At 72.2% G+C, this 22,055-nt stretch carries 19 protein-coding genes; 11 read left to right on the forward strand and 8 right to left on the reverse strand.

The genetic code is table 11. The features are described 5' to 3' along the window. Positions 1-2: 2 nt before the first annotated feature. From IH50_RS0126540 to IH50_RS0126565, 6 genes are all read left to right on the forward strand, one after another. A complete protein-coding gene (locus IH50_RS0126540; RefSeq protein ID WP_030867356.1) occupies positions 3-2,861 on the forward strand; it encodes a DEAD/DEAH box helicase in 2,859 nt (952 codons plus the stop codon). Positions 2,862-3,276: 415 nt separating this feature from the next. Beyond that, positions 3,277-4,854 carry an ATP-binding protein gene (locus tag IH50_RS0126545; protein ID WP_037872935.1) on the forward strand — a complete coding sequence of 526 codons (1,578 nt, stop codon included), beginning with the start codon at positions 3,277-3,279 and terminating at the stop codon, positions 4,852-4,854. Next, positions 4,851-5,258 (forward strand): roadblock/LC7 domain-containing protein, encoded by a 408-nt coding sequence (locus tag IH50_RS0126550; protein WP_030225334.1) that lies wholly within the window; start codon positions 4,851-4,853, stop codon positions 5,256-5,258. Before IH50_RS0126545 ends, IH50_RS0126550 begins: the two co-directional genes overlap by 4 nt. After that, the gene (locus tag IH50_RS0126555) at positions 5,255-5,665 is read left to right on the forward strand and encodes a DUF742 domain-containing protein (protein WP_030867361.1); all 411 of its coding nucleotides are present in this window, start codon (positions 5,255-5,257) and stop codon (positions 5,663-5,665) included. The genes IH50_RS0126550 and IH50_RS0126555 overlap by 4 nt, the downstream gene beginning before the upstream one ends. Then, positions 5,646-6,266 (forward strand): GTP-binding protein, encoded by a 621-nt coding sequence (locus tag IH50_RS0126560; RefSeq protein ID WP_030867364.1) that lies wholly within the window; start codon positions 5,646-5,648, stop codon positions 6,264-6,266. Before IH50_RS0126555 ends, IH50_RS0126560 begins: the two co-directional genes overlap by 20 nt. Positions 6,267-6,320: 54 nt before the next feature. After that, positions 6,321-7,826, forward strand: coding sequence for a cytochrome P450 (locus tag IH50_RS0126565; protein WP_030867368.1), 1,506 nt, complete (start codon positions 6,321-6,323; stop codon positions 7,824-7,826). On the opposite strand, the gene IH50_RS0126570 is transcribed toward IH50_RS0126565, so the two are convergent. The 4 genes from IH50_RS0126570 to IH50_RS0126585 form a co-directional block, all read right to left on the reverse strand. Next, positions 7,820-8,773: an RluA family pseudouridine synthase gene (locus tag IH50_RS0126570; protein ID WP_030867371.1), complete on the reverse strand. Its 954-nt coding sequence runs from the start codon at positions 8,771-8,773 to the stop codon at positions 7,820-7,822. The genes IH50_RS0126565 and IH50_RS0126570 overlap by 7 nt on opposite strands. A gap of 23 nt (positions 8,774-8,796) precedes the next feature. Continuing rightward, positions 8,797-9,066 carry a hypothetical protein gene (locus IH50_RS0126575; RefSeq protein WP_030867374.1) on the reverse strand — a complete coding sequence of 90 codons (270 nt, stop codon included), beginning with the start codon at positions 9,064-9,066 and terminating at the stop codon, positions 8,797-8,799. Positions 9,067-9,505: 439 nt separating this feature from the next. After that, entirely contained in the window at positions 9,506-10,351 is an 846-nt protein-coding gene (locus IH50_RS0126580; protein ID WP_030867377.1) for a siderophore-interacting protein, read from the reverse strand. Between the two features lie 105 nt (positions 10,352-10,456). Continuing rightward, on the reverse strand, positions 10,457-11,386 hold the full coding sequence (locus IH50_RS0126585; protein WP_234328245.1) for a 5'-3' exonuclease: 930 nt from the start codon (positions 11,384-11,386) through the stop codon (positions 10,457-10,459). 342 nt (positions 11,387-11,728) lie between these two features. Between IH50_RS0126585 and IH50_RS0126590 the strand changes: the two genes are divergently transcribed. The 4 genes from IH50_RS0126590 to IH50_RS0126605 all read left to right on the forward strand — a co-directional run bounded on the left by IH50_RS0126590 (position 11,729) and on the right by IH50_RS0126605 (position 16,653). Next, positions 11,729-12,820 carry a quaternary amine ABC transporter ATP-binding protein gene (locus tag IH50_RS0126590; RefSeq protein ID WP_030867383.1) on the forward strand — a complete coding sequence of 364 codons (1,092 nt, stop codon included), beginning with the start codon at positions 11,729-11,731 and terminating at the stop codon, positions 12,818-12,820. After that, positions 12,813-15,428, forward strand: a complete 2,616-nt coding sequence (locus tag IH50_RS0126595) for an ABC transporter permease/substrate binding protein (protein WP_030867386.1) — start codon at positions 12,813-12,815, stop codon at positions 15,426-15,428. Before IH50_RS0126590 ends, IH50_RS0126595 begins: the two co-directional genes overlap by 8 nt. 410 nt (positions 15,429-15,838) lie before the next feature. Further along, positions 15,839-16,408 carry a helix-turn-helix domain-containing protein gene (locus IH50_RS0126600; protein WP_030867389.1) on the forward strand — a complete coding sequence of 190 codons (570 nt, stop codon included), beginning with the start codon at positions 15,839-15,841 and terminating at the stop codon, positions 16,406-16,408. Further along, entirely contained in the window at positions 16,405-16,653 is a 249-nt protein-coding gene (locus IH50_RS0126605) for a hypothetical protein (protein WP_030867393.1), read from the forward strand. Before IH50_RS0126600 ends, IH50_RS0126605 begins: the two co-directional genes overlap by 4 nt. On the opposite strand, the gene IH50_RS0126610 is transcribed toward IH50_RS0126605, so the two are convergent. Next, positions 16,630-17,796, reverse strand: coding sequence for a TDT family transporter (locus tag IH50_RS0126610; RefSeq protein ID WP_030867395.1), 1,167 nt, complete (start codon positions 17,794-17,796; stop codon positions 16,630-16,632). The two genes, IH50_RS0126605 and IH50_RS0126610, sit on opposite strands and share 24 nt — an antisense overlap. A 70-nt stretch (positions 17,797-17,866) precedes the next feature. Between IH50_RS0126610 and IH50_RS0126615 the strand changes: the two genes are divergently transcribed. Continuing rightward, positions 17,867-18,808 (forward strand): LysR family transcriptional regulator, encoded by a 942-nt coding sequence (locus IH50_RS0126615; RefSeq protein WP_030867399.1) that lies wholly within the window; start codon positions 17,867-17,869, stop codon positions 18,806-18,808. 43 nt (positions 18,809-18,851) lie between these two features. Here IH50_RS0126615 and IH50_RS0126620 read toward each other — a convergent pair whose 3' ends face one another. The 3 genes from IH50_RS0126620 to IH50_RS0126630 form a co-directional block, all read right to left on the reverse strand. Beyond that, positions 18,852-19,646: a gamma-glutamyl-gamma-aminobutyrate hydrolase family protein gene (locus IH50_RS0126620; RefSeq protein WP_078914106.1), complete on the reverse strand. Its 795-nt coding sequence runs from the start codon at positions 19,644-19,646 to the stop codon at positions 18,852-18,854. A 21-nt stretch (positions 19,647-19,667) separates the two neighbouring features. Then, positions 19,668-21,113, reverse strand: coding sequence for an ethanolamine permease (gene eat / locus IH50_RS0126625; RefSeq protein WP_030867419.1), 1,446 nt, complete (start codon positions 21,111-21,113; stop codon positions 19,668-19,670). Positions 21,114-21,258: 145 nt separating this feature from the next. After that, positions 21,259-21,993 carry a FadR/GntR family transcriptional regulator gene (locus tag IH50_RS0126630; RefSeq protein ID WP_030867422.1) on the reverse strand — a complete coding sequence of 245 codons (735 nt, stop codon included), beginning with the start codon at positions 21,991-21,993 and terminating at the stop codon, positions 21,259-21,261. Between the last annotated feature and the right edge of the window lie 62 nt (positions 21,994-22,055).

Consider the following 22,055-nt stretch of genomic DNA (forward strand, 5'->3'; position numbering starts at 1 on the left):
TAATGATCGTCCTGTTGTCGGTGCGGCCCGGTACGCTCGAAAGCACGATGACAGAGGACCTCTCACCGGCCGAGCGGTACGCGGCGGCGCGCAGGCGCGCTGCCGAGCAGGCCACCGCGCTCGCCTCCTTCCGCGAGATGTACGACTTCGGCCTCGACCCCTTCCAGATCGAGGCCTGCCAGGCGCTCGAGGCGGGGAAGGGCGTGCTGGTCGCCGCGCCCACCGGCTCCGGCAAGACGATCGTCGGCGAGTTCGCCGTCCACCTCGCCCTCCGGCAGGGCAAGAAGTGCTTCTACACGACACCCATCAAGGCGCTGTCGAACCAGAAGTACGCCGATCTGTGCCGCCGCTACGGCACGGAGAAGGTGGGCCTGCTCACCGGCGACAACAGCGTCAACTCCGACGCCCCGGTGGTCGTGATGACCACCGAGGTGCTGCGGAACATGCTGTACGCCGGGTCGCGGACCCTCCTCGGCCTCGGCTACGTGGTGATGGACGAGGTGCACTACCTCTCCGACCGCTTCCGCGGTGCCGTCTGGGAGGAAGTGATCATCCACCTCCCCGAGTCGGTGACCCTGGTGTCGCTCTCGGCGACGGTGTCGAACGCGGAGGAGTTCGGCGACTGGCTGGACACCGTCCGCGGCGACACCCAGGTGATCGTCTCCGAGCACCGGCCCGTGCCGCTGTTCCAGCACGTGCTGGCGGGACGCCGGATATACGACCTGTTCGAGGAGGCGGAGGGCGGCAAGAAGGCCGTCAACCCGGACCTCACGCGCATGGCCCGCCTGGAGGCGAGCCGCCCGTCCTGGGGCGACCGCAAGCGCGGGCGGGGCAATACGCGCGAGGCCGACCGGGAGCGGGAGCGCCGGCAGCGCTCGCGGGTGTGGACGCCGAGCCGGCCGGAGGTCATCGAGCGGCTCGACGCCGAGGGTCTGCTGCCCGCCATCACCTTCATCTTCAGCCGCGCCGCCTGCGAGGCCGCCGTCCAGCAGTGCCTGTACGCGGGCCTCCGGCTCAACGACGAGGAGGCGCGGGCCAAGGTCCGCGCCCTGGTCGAGGAGCGTACGGCCTCCATCCCGGCCGAGGACCTGCACGTCCTGGGCTACTACGAGTGGCTGGAGGGCCTGGAGCGCGGTATCGCGGCCCATCACGCGGGCATGCTGCCGACGTTCAAGGAGGTCGTCGAGGAGCTGTTCGTACGCGGGCTGGTGAAGGCCGTGTTCGCGACCGAGACCCTCGCGCTCGGCATCAACATGCCCGCCCGCTCGGTGGTCCTGGAGAAGCTCGTCAAGTGGAACGGCGAGCAGCACGCCGACATCACCCCCGGCGAGTACACCCAGCTGACCGGCCGGGCCGGCCGGCGCGGCATCGATGTCGAGGGCCACGCGGTCGTGCTGTGGCAGCGCGCCATGAACCCCGAGCACCTGGCGGGACTGGCCGGCACGCGCACCTATCCGCTGCGCTCCAGTTTCCGGCCGTCGTACAACATGGCGGTCAACCTGGTCGAGCAGTTCGGCCGGCACCGCTCGCGCGAGCTCCTCGAGACGTCCTTCGCGCAGTTCCAGGCGGACAAGTCGGTCGTGGGCATCTCGCGTCAGGTGCAGCGCAACGAGGAGGGTCTCGAGGGCTACAAGGAGTCCATGACCTGCCACCTCGGCGACTTCGAGGAGTACGCGCGGCTGCGCCGGGAGCTGAAGGACCGGGAGAACGAACTGGCCCGGCAGGGCGCGGTGCAGCGGCGTGCGGAGGCCGCCGTCGCGCTGGAGAAGCTGAAGCCCGGTGACGTCATCCACGTACCCACCGGGAAGTACGCGGGGCTGGCGCTGGTGCTCGACCCGGGGCTGCCGGCGGGCCGGTCCAACGGCCACCGCGGCTACGAGTACGCCGACGGCCCGCGCCCGCTGGTGCTGACCGCCGAGCGGCAGGTCAAGCGGCTGGCGTCGGTCGACTTCCCGGTGCCGGTGGAGGCGCTGGAGCGGATGCGGATCCCGAAGTCCTTCAACCCGCGTTCCCCGCAGTCCCGCCGGGACCTCGCCTCGGCGCTGCGCACCAAGGCCGGGCACATCGTCCCGGACCGGCACCGCAGGAAGGGTTCCCCGGCGGCCGACGACCGGGAGATCGCCCGGCTGCGCAAGGCGCTGCGGGCGCATCCGTGCCACGGCTGCCAGGACCGTGAGGACCACGCCCGCTGGGCCGAGCGCTACCACCGGCTGCTGCGTGACACCTCGCAGCTCGAGCGCCGTATCGAGGGCCGGACGAACACCATCGCCCGCACCTTCGACCGGATCGTCGCGCTGCTGACCGAGATGGACTACCTGCGCGGCGACGAGGTCACCGAGCACGGCAAGCGGCTGGCCCGGCTGTACGGCGAACTGGACCTGCTGGCCAGCGAATGCCTGCGCGAGGGCGTCTGGGAGGGGCTCGCCCCCGCCGAACTCGCCGCGTGCGTGTCGGCGCTGGTGTACGAGGCCCGGGTCGCCGACGACGCGATGGCGCCCAAGCTGCCGTCGGGCCGGGCGAAGGCGGCACTCGGTGAGATGGTCCGCATCTGGGGCCGGCTGGATGCCCTGGAGGAGGACTTCCGGATCAGCCAGACGGAGGGCGTGGGCCAGCGTGAGCCCGACCTCGGCTTCGCCTGGGCCGCCTACATGTGGGCGTCCGGCAAGGGCCTGGACGAGGTGCTGCGCGAGGTGGAGATGCCGGCCGGTGACTTCGTACGCTGGTGCAAGCAGGTCATCGACGTGCTGGGGCAGATCTCGGCCGCGGCGCCGTCCGCCGAGGGTTCGACGGTCGGCAGGAACGCCCGCAAGGCGGTCGACGGACTGCTGCGGGGCGTGGTCGCCTACTCGTCCGTGGGCTGAGGGCTCGGCCCGGAAGCCCTGAAGAAGCCCGGTGCGCCCCGTGCGCGCCGGGCTTCTGCCTTCTCGCGCCCTCGTCGAAGGGCGTCACCGCCCGGTTCCGTGGGCAGGATCGAGGAGCCCGAGGCGCTTCCTCACCCCTTACGGTGAGTGGTTTTCGTACGTCTGGGCGCGGTGACGGATGGTGTTCGAACAGCCGCGCAGCGTGTAAACGACCTGAGCGTACTCCTGTCCCAGGGGCCTTTTCCGGCACTCGGCGAATATGACATGGCGATGATCCTGTCGGACTAAGCTCGCCCGCAGCGCACCGAGTTGAGATGAATTCGTGCGCTTGTTCCCCTATGTGCACGTTTTCCGGCCGTCAGTCGATTCGTTTCAGAGGGCTCATATGGCGAGTGTCCAACTTCCCCACACACGCGTGCTGTTGTTGCCGGCCATAGTGATGGCCGCGGCGACCGGAGCCGCCGTCGCCCTGGTGACGGAGCCCGCCCGGATCGCCGTCGGCGTGTGCGGCGCCGTCGCGACCCTGCTGGTGACCGCCGCCGCGGCCGAGGCGGTGCGCCGCGGCCGGTTCCTGCGCGAGGCGCGGGCCGAGCACGAACGTCACCGTGCGTACCTGGAGTCCAGGATCGCCGCCCACGACACGGAGACGGACCACTTCATCAACCAGGTCGCCCCCGCCGCCCTGCACCACCTGCACAGCGGCAACGACCCCGACGAGGTGCTGCGCGCCCTGCCCCGGCTCAACCCGGCCTGGCGCGACCTGCCGGAGTACCAGCTCCGGATGCTGCGGACGATGCTCAAGATCATCGACGACGAGGAGAACCTGCGCGACTCCGCCCAGCGCTCCTTCGTCAGCATCGCCCGCCGCGTCCAGGCGATCGTCCACCAGCAGGCCAAGGAACTCCGCGAGATGGAGGAGGACCACGGCCGCAACCCCGAGGTCTTCGACGACCTGCTGCGCATCGACCACGGCACCGCGCTGATCGGCCGCCTCGCCGACTCCATCTCCGTCCTCGGCGGCGGCCGTCCCGGACGCCAGTGGCCCAAGCCCGTCGCGCTCTACAGCGTGCTGCGCGGCGCCATGTCCCGCATCCTCGAGTACCGCCGCATCGACCTGAAGTCGATCGCCAAGATCAACATCAAGGGCATCTACGTCGAACCGGTCATCCACGCCGCCGCCGAGATCCTCGACAACGCCACCCGCTACTCCCCGCCGACCTCCAAGGTGAGCGTCACCGCCACCGAGGTGCAGACCGGCGTCGCCATCGAGATCGAGGACGCCGGCGTCAGCCTCGACGAGCAGGCCCGCGCCCGCATCGAGGGCATCCTCGAACAGGCCCAGAAGGGCACCGACCTCCAGGAGATCGGGGAGAACCCGCGCCTCGGCCTCGCCGTCGTCGGCCGCCTCTGCACCGCCTTCAACATGCAGGTCTCGCTGCGCGCCTCCGCCTACGGCGGCGTCCGCGCCGTCCTCGTCGTCCCCAGCGAGATGATCACCGACGAACCCGGCGTGGGCCTCGCCCACGGCATCGGGGCGACCTCCGTGCCCCGTCCGGTCGACGCCCTGCCGGGCCCGGAGCGCACCCCCAAGAAGCGCCGCCCCACCAGCCCTCGCATCCCCGCCACCGTCTCCATGGAGGACGACGTCCCCGAGGTCACCGAGTGGACCGCGGGCGGACTGCCCCAGCGCCGCAGCCGGGTGAAGACCCCGATCCACCAGCGGTACGCCGAGCAGGCGGCCGCCGAACGGGCCGAGCGGGAGGCCAGGGAACGGGGCGAGGAGTACCACGACATCTGGGCCAGGCCCGAGCCCGAGAAGAAGCAGGACGACCGCGAACCCGGGCTGTGGGTCGACGCCTTCTGGGAAGGCATGCGCAAGGGCCTCGACCCGGGCGTCCCCACCACCGACTTCACCCGGAACCCGACCGCCTACCTGCATCTCATCAACGAACCGGCCCGCACCGAGGCCGATGACGAGGGGGACCTCAAGTGATCCAGCAACGAGCCAACTTCGACTGGATGCTCAAGGAGCTCGCCGACGGCGTACCCGGCGTCGAGATGATCGTGGTGCTCTCCGCCGACGGTCTGCGCATCGCCCGCTACGGCGGCGAGCCGGACGCCGCCGACCGGGTCGCCGCGGCCTGTGCGGGCGTACAGAGCCTCGCCGGGGCCGTGGCCCAGGAACTCCCGTACGGCAACGGTGAGATGAAGATGGTGCTCATCGAGATCAACGAGGGCTACTTCTACCTGATGGCGGCCGGCGCCAACGCCTACCTCGCGGTGCTCTCCGACATGACCTGCGAACCGGGCCGCATGGGTGGCATGATGCGCGACCTCGTCGTCCGTATCGGCGCCCATCTGACCAGTCCGCCCCGACGGAACGGGCAGACCGTATGACTCCTCCGCGACGCCAGAGGCGCTTCCCCCAGGAGGGCCCCCCTCCGCAGCCGGCCGCACCGGCCAGGAAGGAGGGTGAGGGCGGCAACCCGGAGCGGCTGTACGTCGTCACCGGACCGGACGGCGAACGCGCCGACCTCGATCTCGTCACGCTGATCGTGGCCGGCTCCCCGGACCCCCCGCCCTCCGCCGGCCCCGAGCAGGCGGCGCTGCTCCGGCTCTGCGCCGCCCCCCTGTCCGTGGCCGAGCTGTCGGCCTATCTCAACCTGCCGTTCAGCGCGGTGACCGTGCTGATCACCGAGATGCTGGCGGCGGAACTGGTCCAGGCGCGCTCCCCGATCGTCCGCAAGGCGCTGCCCGACCGTTCCCTTCTCGAAGCGGTGATGCATGGACTTCAAAGGCTCTGAGACCATCCCGGGCCCCCGCGCCGAGGACCAGTTGCCGCACACGGCACAGGCCGCGGTGAAGATCGTGATCGTGGGCGGATTCGGGGTCGGCAAGACGACCATGGTCGGCTCGGTCAGCGAGATCAAACCGCTGACCACCGAGGAGACCATGACGCAGGCCGGCGTCGGGGTCGACGACAACTTCGGTTCCGCGTCCAAGACGGCCACCACGGTCGCCATGGACTTCGGCCGTATCAAGATCACGGACCAGCTGGTGCTGTACCTGTTCGGCACCCCCGGCCAGGAGCGCTTCTGGTTCCTGTGGAACGGGCTGTTCGAGGGGGCGCTCGGCGCGGTCGTGCTGGTCGACACCCGCCGCCTCGAAGTCAGCTTCGACGTCATGGGGCGGCTGGAGGAGCGCGGTGTGCCGTTCGTCGTCGCCGTCAACTCCTTCCCGGACGCCCCGCGTTACCCCATCGCGGACCTGCGGTCCGCCCTCGACCTGTCCGAGCAGATCCCGATCATGGAGTGCGACGTGCGGCGCCGCGCCTCCAGCCGTGACGTGCTGATGACCCTGATGCGGTTCCTGCACTCGCTCGCCATGACGGGCTCGCTCACCTGACCCCGGGATCCCTCTCCCGCACCGGACCCCGCTTTCCCCCTCGGAGCGACCACTGTGACGCCTGAACCCACCTCCCTGACGGGAGACTCCCCGGCCGGAACGGACGCCCCCCGCCCCGGCCCGCCCCCCGGCTGCCCCGCACACGGCAAGGGCCCCGGCGGGCTGAGCCGGCTGCACGAGTCGGAGGACCTGAAGAAGCTGTACGAGGAACTGCGGGCCGAACACGGTCCGGTGGCACCCGCGCTGATCCACGACGACGTGCCGGTGTGGGTGGTCCTCGGCCACGCCGAGAGCCAGCAACTGGTGCGCACCCCCGCGCAGTACTGCAAGGACAGCCGCATCTGGTCCGCGCTCGCGGAAGGACTGGTCAAGCCCGACCATCCGCTGATGCCGCACATCGCCTGGCAGCCGATGTGCGCCCACGCCGAGGGCGACGAGCACCGGCGGCTGCGCGGCGCCATCGACGCCGCCGTGGCGGCCACCGACTTCCGCGGCCTGCGCCGGCACGTCAACCGCAGCGTGCAGCGCGTCGTCAACCGGTTCTGCGAGGCGGGCGAGGCCGAGCTGGTCGGCCAGTACGCCGAGCACCTGCCCATGGCCGTGATGTGCCACGTCCTCGGCATGCCCGACGAGTACGACGACCGGATGGTCGAGGCCGCCCGCGACATGATCAGGGGCACCGAGACCGCGATCGCCAGCAACGCCTACGTCATGGAGGCCCTGGAACGCCTCACGGCCCGCAGCCGGGCCCAGCCGCTGGACGACTTCACCGGCCACCTCGTCAGGCACCCGGCCGGACTGACCGACGAGGAGATCGCCCAGCACCTCCGCGTGGTGCTCATCGCCGCCTACGAGGCCACCGCCAACCTCCTCGCCAACGTGCTGCGCCAGGTGCTGATCGACCCGCGCTTCCGCTCCCAGCTCAACGGCGGCCAGATGACCGTGCCCCAGGCGGTGGAACAACTGCTCTGGGACGAACCGCCTTTCAGTACCATCTTCGCCTACTACGCCAAGCAGGACACGGAGCTCGGCGGCCAGCGCATCCGCAAGGGCGACGCCCTGCTGTTCGCACCCGCGCCGGCCAACGTCGACCCCCGGGTACGCCCCGACCCGACCGCCGACATGCAGGGCAACCGCTCGCACCTCGCCTTCGGCGGGGGCGCGCACGAGTGCCCCGGCCAGGACATCGGCCGCGTGGTCGCCGAAGTCGGTGTCGACGCCCTGCTCATGCGGCTGCCCGACGTCGAACTGAGCATCGACGAGGAGCGGCTGACCTTCACCGAGTCCATCGCCTCGCGACATCTCGTGGAGCTGCCCGTCCACTTCACACCCCGGCCGCAACAGGACGTGCTGCAGCGGCCCAGCCACGAGAACGACGCGCCCCCGCAGCAGGACTGGCACATCGGCGTGAACCGGCCGGCGGCCACCGTGTCCCCCGCGCTGCCCGAGCCGGGCGCCGAGCCGCCCGCGCCGTCCCCCGCACCGGTGCCGCCGGTGACGGAACCCGCCCCGCCGCAGGGCGCCTGGCAACGCTTCCTGCGCTGGTGGCGCGGTTACTGACCGGTCGCCCAGTCCTCGTACGAGGACCATGCCGCGAGCACCCGGCCACTGGTGAACCGGTGCTCCGCACCCGTCACCGGATCGGTGAACTCCAGCCTCCGCGCCAGCAGTTGCAGCGGACGCCGGAAATCACCGGCCGGGACGGGGGCGGCCACCTCGGGGTACAGCGGATCGCCGAGGATCGGCACACCCAGGGCGTTCATGTGCACCCGCAGCTGATGGGTCTGCCCGGTGCCGGGCACCAGCCGGTACCGGCCGAGGCCGTCGGCCCGGTGGGCGGCGAGTTCGATCCGCGTCACCGCGTTCGGCTCGCCCTCGACCTCCTCGGCGGTCAGCACCCCCCGCTCCTTCACGATCCGGCTGCGCACGGTCCGGGGCAGGTCCAGGGCCGGGTCGTACGGGGCGACGGCCTCGTACTCCTTGCGCACCAGCCGGTCGCGGAACAGCGTCTGGTAGGCCCCGCGCTCCCCGGGCCGCACCGTGAACAGCACCAGGCCCGCGGTGAGCCGGTCCAGGCGGTGCGCGGCGCCCAGCTCCGGGACGCCCAGCTCACGGCGGAGCCGGGCGAGCGCGGTCTGGGTGACGTGGCCGCCGCGCGGGGTGGTGGCCAGGAAGTGGGGCTTGTCGACGACGACGATGTGCTCGTCCCGGTGCACGACCTCCAGCGGGAACGGCACCGGCACCTCGGCGGGCGGCTCACGGTGGAACCACACGTACATGCCGGGTGCGTACGGGGTGTCCGCCGGTACGGACCGTCCGTCCGCCCCGACGATCAGGCCCGCGGCGAACATCCCGTCCACGACCCCGGGGCCGGCGGCCGAGAGCCGCTGCGCCAGGTGCTCCCGTACCGTGGCCCACCGGTCCCCGGCGGGCAGCCGGACCCGTACCGGGTCCACACCGTCGCGCTGCGGCAGGGGGGAGGGCGGGGCCGGCCGTCTGCGTCTCACACCGGGCAAGCGTACGGGGCCGCTCAGCCGTGGTTCCCGGTCGCCCGTCTCAGCTCCGCCTCGACCTCGTGGAGCGGTCTGCCCTCGGCCCGGGCGTACTCGGTCACCGCGAGGCGGACGTCACGGGCGAGGTCGCGCCAGGCCCGCCAGGCGGTCTCCCAGGTGGCGGTCTGGCGGGCGCTCCACTGGGTCCGGGCGGGCGGGCCGTAGGCGTCCCGCAGGTGCCGGACCCGGGAGTGCGCCTCGTCCGCCGCGCGCTGCTTGGCCACGAGCTCGTCGAAGGTGTGTGCCACGCGGCCGGATCCTGGGGCAGCGCCCCGCCTCCGGCCGGCCCGCCACGCCGCCGGGCGCGGCCCGATGGGCCACGGTTCACTCGATCGGCCCGCCGGGCGGACGTACGGGGCGCGCTGTGCGGGTGCCCCGGTGTGGGTGTGGGCCGGGGGTGGGTTGCGCTGCCCGGCGCTTGCGGGGTGCCGTCGCGCCCACCCGTGCCGCCCTGCGGCACGACTGCCCGCGGATCGCCGGGAGTGGCACGGCTGCCCGCGGATCGCCGGGAGTGGCACGGCTGCCCGCGGATCGCCGGGAGTGGCACGGCTGCCCGCGGATCGCGGCGGCGTGCGGCTGCCTGTGACTTCGGTGGGGCGCAGGCGCGTACGGTCTCCCGGAACGCGTGCCGCGGTGGGCGCTGCGCCAGCCCCACCGGACCGGCACCGTGACCGTGCGGTCAAAAGGTCAGGCGGAGGTCTTCGCGCCTTCCTGCTCCGCCTCGATGCGGGCGTTCCAGTCGCGCTTGGAGGCCTGCCAGCCGTCCTCGTTGTGGCCGAGCCGCCAGTAACCGGAGATCGACAGGTCCTCGCGCGGAATGCCGCGCTCGACCCGCAGCAGACGGCGCAGCTCCTTCACGAAGTGGGCCTCGCCGTGGACGAAGGCGTGCACCCGGCCCTCCGGGAAGTCGAGACCCCGGACGGCCTCCACCAGGGCCTCGCCGACGGGCCGGGCGCCACGGTGCAGCCAGCGGACCTCCACATCGGAGTCGATCTTCTGCTCCTCGTCGGGGCCGGAGACCTCCAGGAAGGCGAACGCCCTGGCGCCGTGCGGCAGCGCCTCCAGCGAGCGGGCGATCGCGGGCAGCGCGCTCTCGTCACCGGCGAGCAGGTGCCAGTCGGCGGCCGGGTCGGGCGCGTAGGCGCCGCCGGGACCCAGGAACCGGACGACCTCGCCCGGCCGGACGTTCACCGCCCAGGGGCCGGCCAGGCCCTCGTCGCCGTGGACCACGAAGTCCAGGGTCAGCTCACGGTGCTCGGCGTCCCACTGGCGCACCGTGTACGTCCGGGTCACCGGCCACTGCTCGCGCGGGAGCTCCTCACGGATGCGCTGGAGGTCGAAGGGCTCCGGATACGCCGCCCCCGCGGCCGGGAACAGGAGCTTGACGTAGTGATCCGTGCAGGTGTCCGCCGAGAAATCGGAGAGCCCCTCACCACCGAGCACCACGCGCTGCATGTGCGGGGTCAGCCGCTCGGTGCGGACGACCTCAGCGGTGTGCGGCGTGCGCGGTGCGCGTACCGGTCGCTCTGCCATGAGGAGCCTCCCAGCTGTCATAGTTAGGGTTACCTAAGCTAGCACCTCGGTCCCGGTCGACACCTCGTCGGCGGACATCCCGCCCGGTTCAGCGCTGTGCGCGGCTCACGCCGAGAGGGTCGTCAGCAGGCGCTGCAGCGAGCCGCCCAGACCCCAGCGGGCGGCCAGGGACTCCACCCCGGCCGGGTCACGCGGCCCGTGGGGCAGCGCCGTGTCGACGTCCGGGAGTGGGACGTCGTCCGCGACCCGGACGACCTTCGGGGCGACCGCGAGATACGGCCGCGCCTCGTCCAGACGCTTGCGCTGCGACGGCGTGAGCCTGGCCCGCGGGTCGTCCACGGCCGCCAGGATCCCGGCCAGGTCGCCGAACTCGGCCAGCAGCTTGGCCGCCGTCTTCTCCCCGATGCCCGGCACACCCGGCAGACCGTCGCTCGGATCACCGCGCAGCAGCGCCAGATCCGCGTACCCCCCGCCGTCCACCCCATACTTCTCGCGCAGCACGGCCTCGTCGGTGACCTGGAGCGTGCCGACGCCCTTCAGCGGATACAGCACGCGCACCCCGCGCGCGTCGTCCACCAGCTGGTACAGATCGCGGTCACCGGTGACGATGTCGACCGGTCCGCCGGCGCGGCCGGTGAACGTGCCGATCACGTCGTCCGCCTCGTACCCGGCGACCCCCACCCGCGCGATGCCCACCGCGTCGAGCACGCTCTCGATGACCGGCACCTGCGGGGAGAGCGTGTCGGGCACCTCCTCCTCGTCCGGGCCCGCCGGGCGCTCCTCGGCGACGCGGTGGGCCTTGTAGGAGGGGATCAGCTCCACCCGCCACTTCGGGCGCCAGTCGGCGTCCATGCAGGCGACCAGGTGGTCGGGGCGGTGGTCCTTGACCAGGCGGTCGATGAAGTCGAGCAGTCCGCGCACGGCGTTCACCGGGGTGCCGTCCGGGGCCCTGACGGAGTCCGGGACGCCGAAGTAGGCACGGAAGTACAGGGAAGCGGTGTCGAGAAGCATGAGTCGTCCGGTCACGCACCGCATCATGCCGCACACCGCTGACAGCGCGGGTACGCCGGCGTGGGCCGGGGGTGGGTTTCCGCGGCCCGGCGTTCGCGAGGTGCCGCCGCGCCCGCCGTCCCCCGCTCTCGGCTCCCCTCGAGCGGGGCTCCGTCACCCTGCGGCACGACTGCCCAGTTGCGTATGACGCAACAGCCTGCCCTATGCGCGACCTGTGTGAGGCGTCACACGAAAACGTTTGCCCTGTGCAAAACCGGGGAGGCGCGGCCCCGGAGCGATGCCGGTTACAGATTCAACTGTTTGGGACCGCGTGAGCCGTCCGCCGGGCGTCGCTCCTGTCCTTTGCCGTCGAGACAAGAGGTACGCGTGTCATCCAGGCTTGAGGCCGAGCATCTGTTCAAGGTGTTCGGCAGACGACCGGACCAGGCGGTCGAACGACTGCGCCAGAAGAAGACCGACCGTGAGGAGCTGCGTTCCGACGGCACCACCGCCGCCGTCATCGACGCCTCGTTCACGGTGGAGCCGGGCGAGATCTTCGTCGTCATGGGTCTGTCGGGGTCCGGCAAGTCCACCCTGCTGCGGATGCTGAACGGTCTGCTGGAGCCCACCGCCGGACAGGTGCGCTTCGGCGGCCAGGACCTGACCGCGCTGTCCGACCGGGAGCTGCGCCGGGTCCGCTCCCGGAAGATCAGCATGGTCTTCCAGCACTTCGCGCTGTTCCCGCACCGCAGCGTCCGCGACAACGCCGCCTACGGTCTTGAAGTGCAGGGCGTGCCCCGCGCCGAGCGCGAACGCCGCGCCGACGAGGCGCTCGCCCTGTGCGGCCTGGCCGGCTGGGAGAAGTCGTGGCCCGACGAGCTGTCGGGCGGCATGCAGCAGCGCGTGGGTCTCGCCCGCGCGCTCGCCACCGACGCCGACCTGCTGCTGATGGACGAGTCCTTCAGCGCCCTCGACCCGCTGATCCGCCGCGACATGCAGGACCAGCTCCTCGAACTGCAGAAGACCCTGAAGAAGACGATCGTCTTCATCACCCACGACCTCAACGAGGCCATGCGCCTGGGCGACCGGATCGCGGTGATGCGCGACGGCCGCATCGTGCAGATCGGCACCGCGCAGGACATCCTGATCCGCCCCGCCAACGACTACGTCGCCTCCTTCACCCAGGACGTCGACCGCTCCCGCGTGCTCACCGCCGGCGCCGTGATGGACCGCGAGGTCCGCGGAGACGAGGCCGACTGCGGCTGCGAGACCGCGACGCCCGGCACACCGTTCACCGACCTGTGCGCGATCAGCGCCCGCGTACCGCACCCGGTGGCGGTGCTGGACCAGGAGGGCGCGCTCGTCGGGGTCGTGCCCCGGCAGCGCCTCGTCGGCTTCCTCGGCGACGAGGAGTCCGACCCCGGGGTCTGCGACACCCCGCGCGACAAGGGCGGCGAGAAGGTGATGGCCCGTGCCTAGGATTCCGCTCGGCGACTGGGTCAACAGCGCCGTCGACTGGCTGCTCGCCCACGTCAGCTGGCTGTTCGACTTCTTCAAGGCCGTCTTCACCGGCGCCTACGACGGTGTCAACGCCGTCCTCCAGGCCCCCGAACCGCTGATCCTCTGCGGCATCTTCGCGGTCATCGCCTTCTGGCTGCGCGGCACCTTCGCCGGTGTCCTCACCTTCCTCGGTTTCGCCTTCCTCGACTCCATGGAGCTGTGGGAGGACTCGATGGTGACGCTGGCGCTGGTCATCGTCGCCACGGTGATCGCGCTGGTCGTATCGGTGCCGGTGGGCGTCTGGGCGGCCCGCTCGGACCGGGTCAGCGCCGTGGTCCGGCCGGTCCTGGACTTCATGCAGACACTGCCCGCGATGATCTACCTCATCCCGGCGATCCTGTTCTTCGGGACCGGCTCCGCCCCGGGCATCGTCGCCACCCTGATCTTCGCGCTCGCCCCGGGCGTGCGCATGACCGAGCTGGGCATCCGCCAGGTCGACAAGGAACTGGTCGAGGCGGCCGAGGCGTTCGGCACCACCCCCCGCGACACCCTGCTGCGGGTGCAGCTCCCGCTGGCGCTGCCCACGGTGATGGCGGGCGTCAACCAGGTCATCATGCTCGGCCTGTCCATGGCCGCGATCGCCGGCATGGTCGGCACCGGCGGACTCGGCGGCGCGGTCATCGAGGCCATCGGACAGCTCAACATCGGCCTCGGCGCCGAGGCCGGCATCGCCATCGTCGTCCTGGCGATCTACCTGGACCGCATGACCAGCGCCCTGGGCACCCAGGTCTCCCCGCTCGGCCGGCGCGCCGCCGCCAAGGCACGCGCCGCGCAGGGACTGAGGGTCTGGTCCTACCGGCCCCGCCCGCAGGTCGCCGTGATCGGTGTCGTCGTCCTCGCCCTGGTCGCGGGCGGCATGGGGATCTTCGGCGGCAGCGGCTCCAAGACCACCACCACCGCCGGCGGCGAGAAGGTCGGCGACGGCAAGAAGGTCACCATCGGCTACATCCCCTGGGACGAGGGCGTCGCCTCCACCTTCCTGTGGAAGGAGATCCTGGAGCGGCGCGGTTTCGAGGTCGAGGCCAAGCAGTTTGAGGCCGGCCCGCTCTACACCGCCCTCGCACAGGGCGACGTCGACTTCCAGACGGACGCCTGGCTGCCCACCACCCACGAGGCGTACTGGAAGAAGTACGGCGAGCGGCTCGACGACCTCGGCTCCTGGTACGGCGAGACGTCGCTGGAGCTGACCGTCCCGTCGTACATGAAGGACGTCGACAGCCTGGAGGACCTCAAGGGCAAGGCCGGCCTCTTCGACGGGGAGATCACCGGCATCGAGTCCAGCGCCGGCATGATGGGCCTGCTGAAGGACAAGGTCCTCAAGGAGTACGGCCTGGACAAGGAGTACAAGGTCGTCGACAGCTCCACCCCGGCGATGCTGGCCGAGCTCAAGCGGGCCTACAGCAAGAAGGAACCGGTCGTCGTCACGCTCTGGTCGCCGCACTGGGCGTACAGCGACTACGACCTGAAGAAGCTGAAGGACCCCAAGGGAAGCTGGGGCAAGGGCGACGGCGTGCACACGGTGTCACGCAAGGGCTTCGCCGGCGACAACCCGCTCGTCGGGAAGTGGCTGAAGGACTTCTCGATGACCGAGGAGGAGCTCACCGGCCTGGAGGCCGAGATCAACAAGGCAGGCAAGGGCAGGCAGCAGGACGCCGTCCGCACCTGGCTGAAGGCCAACCCCGGCGTGGTCGACGAGCTGGCCCCGGTCCAGGGCTCCGGTGACACCCCCGCCGAGGCGAAGCGGCCGCTGGACGTGGCCTGGTTCCCCTGGGACGAGGACATCGCCGTCACCTACCTGTGGAAGAACGTCCTGGAGCGTCGCGGCTACACGCTGAACCTCAAGCAGATGGAGGTCGGCCCGGTCTACACCGGCCTCGCCTCCGGTGACCTCGACCTCAACTTCGACGCCTGGCTGCCGCACGCGCAGAAGAACTACTGGGACAAGAGCAAGGACGACCTCACCGACCTGGGCACCTGGTACGAGCCCACCTCGCTGGAGATCGCCGTCCCCTCGTACGTCAAGGACGTCACGTCCCTGGCGGACCTCAAGGGCAAGGCCGACCTGTTCGACGGGCGGATCATCGGCATCGAACCGGGCACCGGCGAGATGCAGCTGCTCAAGAACGAGGTCCTGCCGGGCTACGGCCTGGAGGACGAGTACGAGGTCGTCGACGGCTCCACGCCGGCGATGCTGGCCGAGCTCAAGCGCGCCCTCGCCAAGAAGGAGCCGGTCGCGGTCACCCTGTGGTCGCCGCACTGGGCCTACAGCGAGTACGAGCTGACCAAGCTGAAGGACCCCGAGAAGGCCTTCGGCGAGGGCAACACGATCCGCACCATCGCGAGCGAGAAGTTCCCCGGGCAGTACCCCGAGCTCACGAAGTGGATCAAGGGCTGGCACATGAGCGAGGACGAGCTGGGCAGCCTGGAGGCCGAGATCAAGAACCGCGGCCAGGGCCACGAGGAGGAGGCCGTCGCCGCCTGGCTGGAGGAGCACCCGGACATGGTGGAGCGGATGACCCCGCGGTAGACGGCTCCGCGGCGACCGCCGCACCGGCCGCCCGAGGGGCGGGCCCGGCCACGCACCTGACGGCGCGGCCGGGCCCGCCCCTCGGGCATGTCCGGAACCGGACGGGAACACGGCAGGAATCCGGACAACCACGGAGCGTGATGCTCTCCCCGGGCCTCCTGGTGACCTTCCGCCGGGTGAGGGGAACAATGGCGGGAACACCCCTTATCGCGCCCCGGGGGAACCGAGGGGCCCCCGGAGCGGCTGGCGTGAACCGGCGGGTCGGCGCCGGTCGCGTGCGACGGCGACGTGGCAGGCGCCTGAAACGGTTTGCCGAACATGCGTAGGGTGCAGACAACCCACGAGAAGGAGCGCGCCGGGTCCGCGGCGCACGGGGTGCGGGACGATCGGCGGAGGAGGGAGCCGGAGCGATGGGCGACCACAAGGAACAGCCCTTGCGGGTGGGCGCGGCCGTGCGGCGGCGACGCCGCGCGCTGGACCTCACCCTCGCCGTCGTGGCCGAGCGCAGCGGCCTGTCGGTTCCCTTCCTCAGCCAGATCGAGAACGAACGGGCGCGTCCCAGCCAGAGCTCCCTGGAGAAGGTCGCCGACGCCCTGCGCACCACCGCCGTGGAGCTCCTCGCCGCCGCCGACCCGGCGTGCAGCGTGGACGTCGTCCGTGCCGAGGGCGCCGAGCCGTGGGCGGAACCGCGGGTGCGCTCCCTGGTGCGCGGTCACCACCAGATGCACGCCTCCGAGTTCACCGGCGACCATGACGCCGGCCGCGAACTGCAGTTCCGCAACGACCAGTTGATGTACGTGGCGGACGGCGCGGTGGAGATCGAGGCGGAGGGCCGCGCGTACCGCCTCGGCCGCGGCGACACCCTGTACCTCACCGGAGGCGTCCGGCACCGCTGGCGGGCCACGGTCCCGGAGACCCGGCTGCTGGTCGTCGCCGTCGCCGAGCACATCGAGGCGCTGCGGGACAAGCCCCGCCGATGAGCCCCGCCCGGGTCGTCTCCCTCGTCCCGTCGCTGACGGAGGCCGTCTGGCGGCCCTGCGCGCGGCGGGCCTCGACCGTGCTGGTGACCGAGGTACGGACACTGTCCCAGGCCTTCGGCGGACCGGACCGGGTGCTCACGGCGTGCAGGGTACGGGCCCGCCCCCGCCGGCTGGACGAGGCCGAGGCGGCCTGCCCTGCGCCCTCGGCGACGGCCGGCACCTCACCTGGTACGGGCCGTCGCTGACCGGGGCGCCGGCGGTGCTGGGGCGGGCCCTGCGAGCAGCGCGCCGCTGAACAGGCCGCGCGCCGTGCACCAGACGGCGACGGCCCAGGCACCGGCCAGCAGGGCGTACAGGGCGAGCGTCAGGACGTCGTAGACGAGCAGCCCGGTGTGCGAGGCGAGGGCCCCGGCGCCGGTGACACAGGTGCCGACCGGGAACGTGAACGACCACCACGTCATCGCGAAGCGCATGCCCCGCCGCCACGCCCGTACGACATGCGCGGCGGCGAGGCAGAGCCACAGCAGCGCGAACCCCGTGACGGGCACTCCGTACAGGACGGCGAGCACCCGGAAGCCCTCGTCGTACGGCGTCGGCACGACCCCCGGGGCGATGTCCGCGAAGGCGCCGACGGCGGTCGTGGACTGGCCGAGCGGACCGAGCACCAGGAACAGCGACGGGGTGAGCGCGAGGGGCAGCGGACCGTGGGTGAGCAGCCGGCCGAAGACCAGCGGCAGCGTCATCAGGGTGGCCAGGAGGCTGAGCCCGAACATTGCGACACAGGCGAGCAGCAGGGTCGCGCGGGGCTGGCCCTGAGGGAGGTACGGCACCAGGCGGGGCCCGAGCGCGGCGGACACCATGGGGGCGACCAGCGGCAGCAGCCAGACGGGCGTCACCTCCCGCGCCGTCACCCGGTGGCGTACGGCCATCAGGTACGGGACGGCCACGGCGGCGGCCAGCCCGACGGCCGTACCGGCGGTGAACAGCACGGCGTCGAGGACGACGGCCGCGCGCAGCCCGGTCCAGTCCCGCCCGACGGACAGGGCGCCGCCGCCGACGGCCAGCAGGGCCATGGAGAGGCAGCCGTAGAACGGCGCCACGGCGGGGTCGAGGAGGTGGGCGCGGGCCCGGTCGCGGTGGTGGACCCAGTGCAGGGCGCGGGCGGCGAGCAGGACCGCCAGGAGGGCGAGGGACAGCGCCCAGACGGCGGTGAGCACGGGGCGCGGGACGGCCGCGTGCGCGGGGAGCGCGGCGCCCGCTCCGGCGACGATGGCGGTGCCCATCACGCAGGCGTACCAGTGGGGTCCGAGGTGACGGACGGCGGTGGCACGCGGGGGCCGTGCGGTGGCACGGGGGAGGGGCGGCGAGGGCCGGGTTGCGGTGACCATGGTCATACGGTCGGACCGGCGGGGCGCCGCCACCAGGGAGCCCTCCTCTATGGCGGCATAAGCTGGGCTTATGAGCACAACGGATGACCACGACCCTCCAGGGCACCGCTCCGCGAGCCCGGGGTCCCTGGCTCACCGGGTGCCGGACCTCGGGGCGCTGGAGCTGCTGCTGGCGGTGGCGCGGCTGGGGAGCCTGGGCGGGGCGGCGCGGGAGCTGGGCATCACCCAGCCCGCCGCCAGCAGCCGGATCCGGTCGATGGAACGACAGCTCGGAGTGGCGCTCGTCGACCGCTCGCCGCGCGGGTCGCGGCTGACCGACGCGGGGGCGCTGGTCACCGACTGGGCGCGGCGGATCGTGGAGGCGGCGGAGGCCTTCGACGCGGGCGCGCAGGCGCTGCGGGACCGCAGGGACTCGCGGCTGCGGGTGGCGGCGAGCATGACGATCGCCGAGTACCTGCTGCCGGGGTGGCTGCTCGCGCTGCGCGCGGACCGGCCGGACACGGCGGTGTCGCTGCTGGCCGGGAACTCGGCGGCGGTGGCGGAGCGGCTGCTGGCGGGGGAGGCGGACGTGGGGTTCGTGGAGGGGCTCACGGTGCCGGCGGGGCTGGACTCCGCGGTGATCGCCCATGACCGGCTGATCGTGGTCGCGGCGCCGTCGCACGCGTGGGCCCGCCGGCGGCGGCCGATCGCGGCGGAGGAGCTGGCGAGCACGCCGTTGATCCTGCGGGAGAAGGGGTCGGGGACGCGGCAGGTTCTGGACGCGGCGCTCGGGGGACTGGCCCGGCCGTTGATCGAGCTTTCCTCCACGACGGCGGTCAAGGCGGCCGCCGTCGGCGGTGCCGGGCCGGCGGTGCTCAGTGAACTCGCGGTGGGGGAGGAGCTGGCGATGCGGCGGCTGGTGCGGATTCCTGTCGACGGGATCGCCCTCGCCCGGGATTTGCGTGCGGTGTGGCCGGCGGGGCATCGGCCCACGGGGCCGGCGCGGGATCTGTTGTCGCTGACGCGGGGGTGAGCCTTGCTGTGGCTGGGCGGGGGTGGGTTGCGCTGCCCGGCGCTCATGGGGTGCCGTCGCGCCCACCCGTGCCGCTGGGGGCACCTCCCAGGCCTTTAAGGCACTGGGGGAGGCACGACTGCCCGCGGAGGGCGGGCTGCTTTCCCGCGGGAAGCGGCTGTGCGGCGTTGGTCAGGGCTTGCATGATGCGTAGGTCGGTGCCCATTTCCGGGTGCCATTGGACGCCCAGGACCCACGGGGATGTCGGGAGTTCGATCGCCTCCACCGTGCCGTCCTCCGCGTACGCCGACGGGATCAGGTCCGTGCCCAGGCGGTCCACCGCCTGGTGGTGGTAGGTGGGGACGGAGGTCTGTTCCGGGGCGATGCCGCCGTAGAGGGTGCCGGGGACCGGCTTGACCGGGTGGTGGCCGAAGACGCCCGGACCCTCCGCGTGGCCGTCGATGTGCTGGGCCAGGGTGCCGCCCAGGGCGACGTTCAGGAGCTGCATGCCGCGGCAGATGCCCAGCAGCGGGATCCGGCGGTCCAGGGCCGCCTCGATCAGGGCGAGTTCCCAGGCGTCCCGGGTCCGGGCGGGCGGTCCCGTGCGCGGGTCGGGCTCGGCGCCGTAGCGGACGGGTTCCACGTCCGGGCCGCCCGCGACGACCAGGCCGTCGAGCCGGGCCACGGCCGCCGCCGCGCGCTTTGGCGCGTCCGGCGGGAGCATCGCGGCCAGTCCGCCCGCCCGCTGCACCAGCCGCGGATAGCCGGCCGGCAGCAGCGCGGCGTCCAGCCGCCACACTCCCCAGCGCACACCGGACTCCGCGTACGTGCTGATGCCGATGAGTGGTCTGGCCGTCATGCCGGTCACCTTTCCCGCACCTCAGTCCCGTGACAACTCGGCCTCGGCCGCCGCCAGGGCCGCGAACTCCTCCTCCGGCGCCTTCGCCACCAGGTGCCTGCGGCTGTAGAGACCGAAGTACGCCACGGCCACGATGTAGACCGCCAGCGCGATGAACGCCGCCGTCACGTCCACCAGGAACGTCGCCACCAGCGCCGCACAGGCCAGCACCAGCGCCACCGACGAGGTGAGCACCCCGCCCGGCGTGCGGTACGGCCGCGGCAGCTCCGGCTCCCGGCGGCGCAGCACGATGTGCGAGAGGGACATCAGCGCGTACGAGATCGTCGCGCCGAAGACGGCGATGTTCAGCATGCGCGCGCCGTCGCCGGACCCGGCGGCCAGCGCGAAGCCGATCGCGCCGGGCACCAGCAGACCGAGGTAGGGCGCCCTGCGGCGGCTGGTGAGGGAGAGGAACCTCGGCAGGTAGCCCGCGCGGGACAGCGCGAAGAGCTGCCGTGAGCCGGCGTAGATCAGCGAGAAGAACGAGGCGACCAGCCCCGCGAGGCCCGCGTAGTTCACGATCCGGCTGAGCGCCGTCGCCTCGCCGTCCGGCTGGAGCGCCTCCACCAGCGGGTTGCCCGCCTCCTGCACCGCCGCCGAGCCGCGCGCCCCGGCCGCCGCGAAGAAGGTCACCACGGCCAGCACCGCCAGGATGCCCATGGACCAGCGGATCGCCCTCGGCAGCGTACGGGCCGGCTCCCTGGTCTCCTCGGCGGCCAGCGGTACGCCCTCCACGCCCAGGAAGAACCACATGCCGAACGGGAACGCCGCCCAGATGCCCAGCAGCCCCATCGGCAGCCAGGAGCTCGCGCCGAACGCGGAGGAATCCACCGGGATGTCGTCCAGCGAGGAGGCGTCGAACTCGGGCAGCGCCCCCAGCGCGAACACGACCAGCGCCGCCACCGCGATGCCCGTGACGACGAAGCTGAAGCGCAGCGCCTCGCCCACGCCCCACAGATGGATGCCGATGAAGATCACGAAGCAGGCCAGGTACACCGGCCAGCCGGACTCCAGGCCGAACAGGCCCAGTGACTCGACGTAGTCGCCGATGAAGAGGGAGATCGCGGCGGGCGCGAGGACGTACTCGATGAGGATCGCGGTGCCGGTGAGGAAGCCGCCCCACGGTCCGAGCGCCCGGCGGGCGAAGCCGTAGCCGCCGCCGGCCGTGGGCAGGACCGACGACAGCTCGGCGAGGGCGAAGACCATGCAGGTGTACATGGCGCCCATCAGCACCATGGCGATCGCCAGGCCGCCGAAGCCGCCCTCGGCCAGGCCGAAGTTCCAGCCCGAGTAGTCGCCGGACACGACATAGGCGACGCCGAGGCCGGTCAGCAGCAGCCAGCCGGCGCTGCCGCGGCGCAGCTTCCTGCGTTCGAGGTAGTCGTCCGGCTCATCGGCGGGTTCACGGGACGCGGACGGAAGGCTCACAAGGCGACTCCCCAGGGGGCGGCGACGGCAGGGGGCAATGGAACGGATCCAGACCTTTGTGGGCCCATACCTTCGTGGTGTGTGCGCCACGAGCGCAAGCCCCGTGCGTTAAGCCGCGGTAAACCATCCGTGTGGCGTCACGCCCTCACGCCAGAAAGCCCCGCAGCAGCGCCGCCGTCCCCGCGCAGTGCTCGCGCATCATCTCCCGCGCCCCGTCCGCGTCCCCCTCCAGCACCGCCTCGACCAGCGCCGCGTGCTGCCGCTGCGAGTGCTCCAGGTTGCGCACCAGCAGCGGGATGCAGTCCAGCAGGCCGTTCACCGTCGCCCGTACCGCCGCGTACTGCGCGGTCAGCGTCGGCGAGCCGCACAGCTCCGCCAGGGTGAGGTGGAACAGCGTGTCGAGGCGCCGGTAGTCGCCCAGCGGCGCGTCCCGCGTGCCGGACAGCGCCGCACGCAGCCGCGCCGCCCGCTCCTCCGTCAGCCCGTGCGCCGCGCACAGCCCCGCCGCGCCCACCTCCAGCACCTCCCGGAAACGCAGCACGTCCTCGATGTCGACCCCGGCGATCCGCCGCCGCAGCTCCTCCTCCCCGGTGTCCGTCGGGCGGGGCAGCACGAACGTTCCGCCGTACCGGCCGCGCCGCGACTCCACCAGGCCCTGGTCCTGGAGCACCTTCAGCACCTCGCGCAGCGTCACCCGGCTGATCCCCAGCCGCTCCGCCAGCTCCCGCTCGGCCGGCAGCCGCTCCCCGGCCGCCACCAGGCCCAGCCGCACCACCTGGAGGATCTGCTCCAGCGCCTCCTCGAAGCCGTTGCCCGCGCGGACCTGCCGCAGCACCGGTGCCAGGCGGTCCCCGACCGCCCCGGCCGCGTCGTCCGGCATCCGGCCGCGCCCCCTTCCCAAGCAATGGTTCCCGGCAATACCTTAAGGCTCCTGGCTCGACC

This window comes from Streptomyces sp. NRRL S-37, assembly GCF_000721605.1.
In the GTDB taxonomy this organism is placed as follows: Bacteria; Actinomycetota; Actinomycetes; order Streptomycetales; family Streptomycetaceae; genus Streptomyces.

Excerpts from the sequence above, each read along its gene's own strand:
- IH50_RS0126540 (WP_030867356.1), top strand. The coding sequence starts at position 3 with ATGATCGTCCTGTTGTCGGTGCGGCCCGGTACGCTCGAAAGCACGATG.
- IH50_RS0126555 (WP_030867361.1), top strand. The coding sequence starts at position 5,255 with ATGACTCCTCCGCGACGCCAGAGGCGCTTCCCCCAGGAGGGCCCCCCT.
- IH50_RS0126560 (WP_030867364.1), top strand. The coding sequence starts at position 5,646 with ATGGACTTCAAAGGCTCTGAGACCATCCCGGGCCCCCGCGCCGAGGAC.
- IH50_RS0126580 (WP_030867377.1), bottom strand. The coding sequence starts at position 10,351 with ATGGCAGAGCGACCGGTACGCGCACCGCGCACGCCGCACACCGCTGAG.
- IH50_RS0126585 (WP_234328245.1), bottom strand. The coding sequence starts at position 11,386 with ATGCGGTGCGTGACCGGACGACTCATGCTTCTCGACACCGCTTCCCTG.
- IH50_RS0126600 (WP_030867389.1), top strand. The coding sequence starts at position 15,839 with ATGGGCGACCACAAGGAACAGCCCTTGCGGGTGGGCGCGGCCGTGCGG.
- IH50_RS0126605 (WP_030867393.1), top strand. The coding sequence starts at position 16,405 with ATGAGCCCCGCCCGGGTCGTCTCCCTCGTCCCGTCGCTGACGGAGGCC.
- IH50_RS0126610 (WP_030867395.1), bottom strand. The coding sequence starts at position 17,796 with ATGGTCACCGCAACCCGGCCCTCGCCGCCCCTCCCCCGTGCCACCGCA.
- IH50_RS0126615 (WP_030867399.1), top strand. The coding sequence starts at position 17,867 with ATGAGCACAACGGATGACCACGACCCTCCAGGGCACCGCTCCGCGAGC.
- IH50_RS0126620 (WP_078914106.1), bottom strand. The coding sequence starts at position 19,646 with ATGACGGCCAGACCACTCATCGGCATCAGCACGTACGCGGAGTCCGGT.
- IH50_RS0126630 (WP_030867422.1), bottom strand. The coding sequence starts at position 21,993 with ATGCCGGACGACGCGGCCGGGGCGGTCGGGGACCGCCTGGCACCGGTG.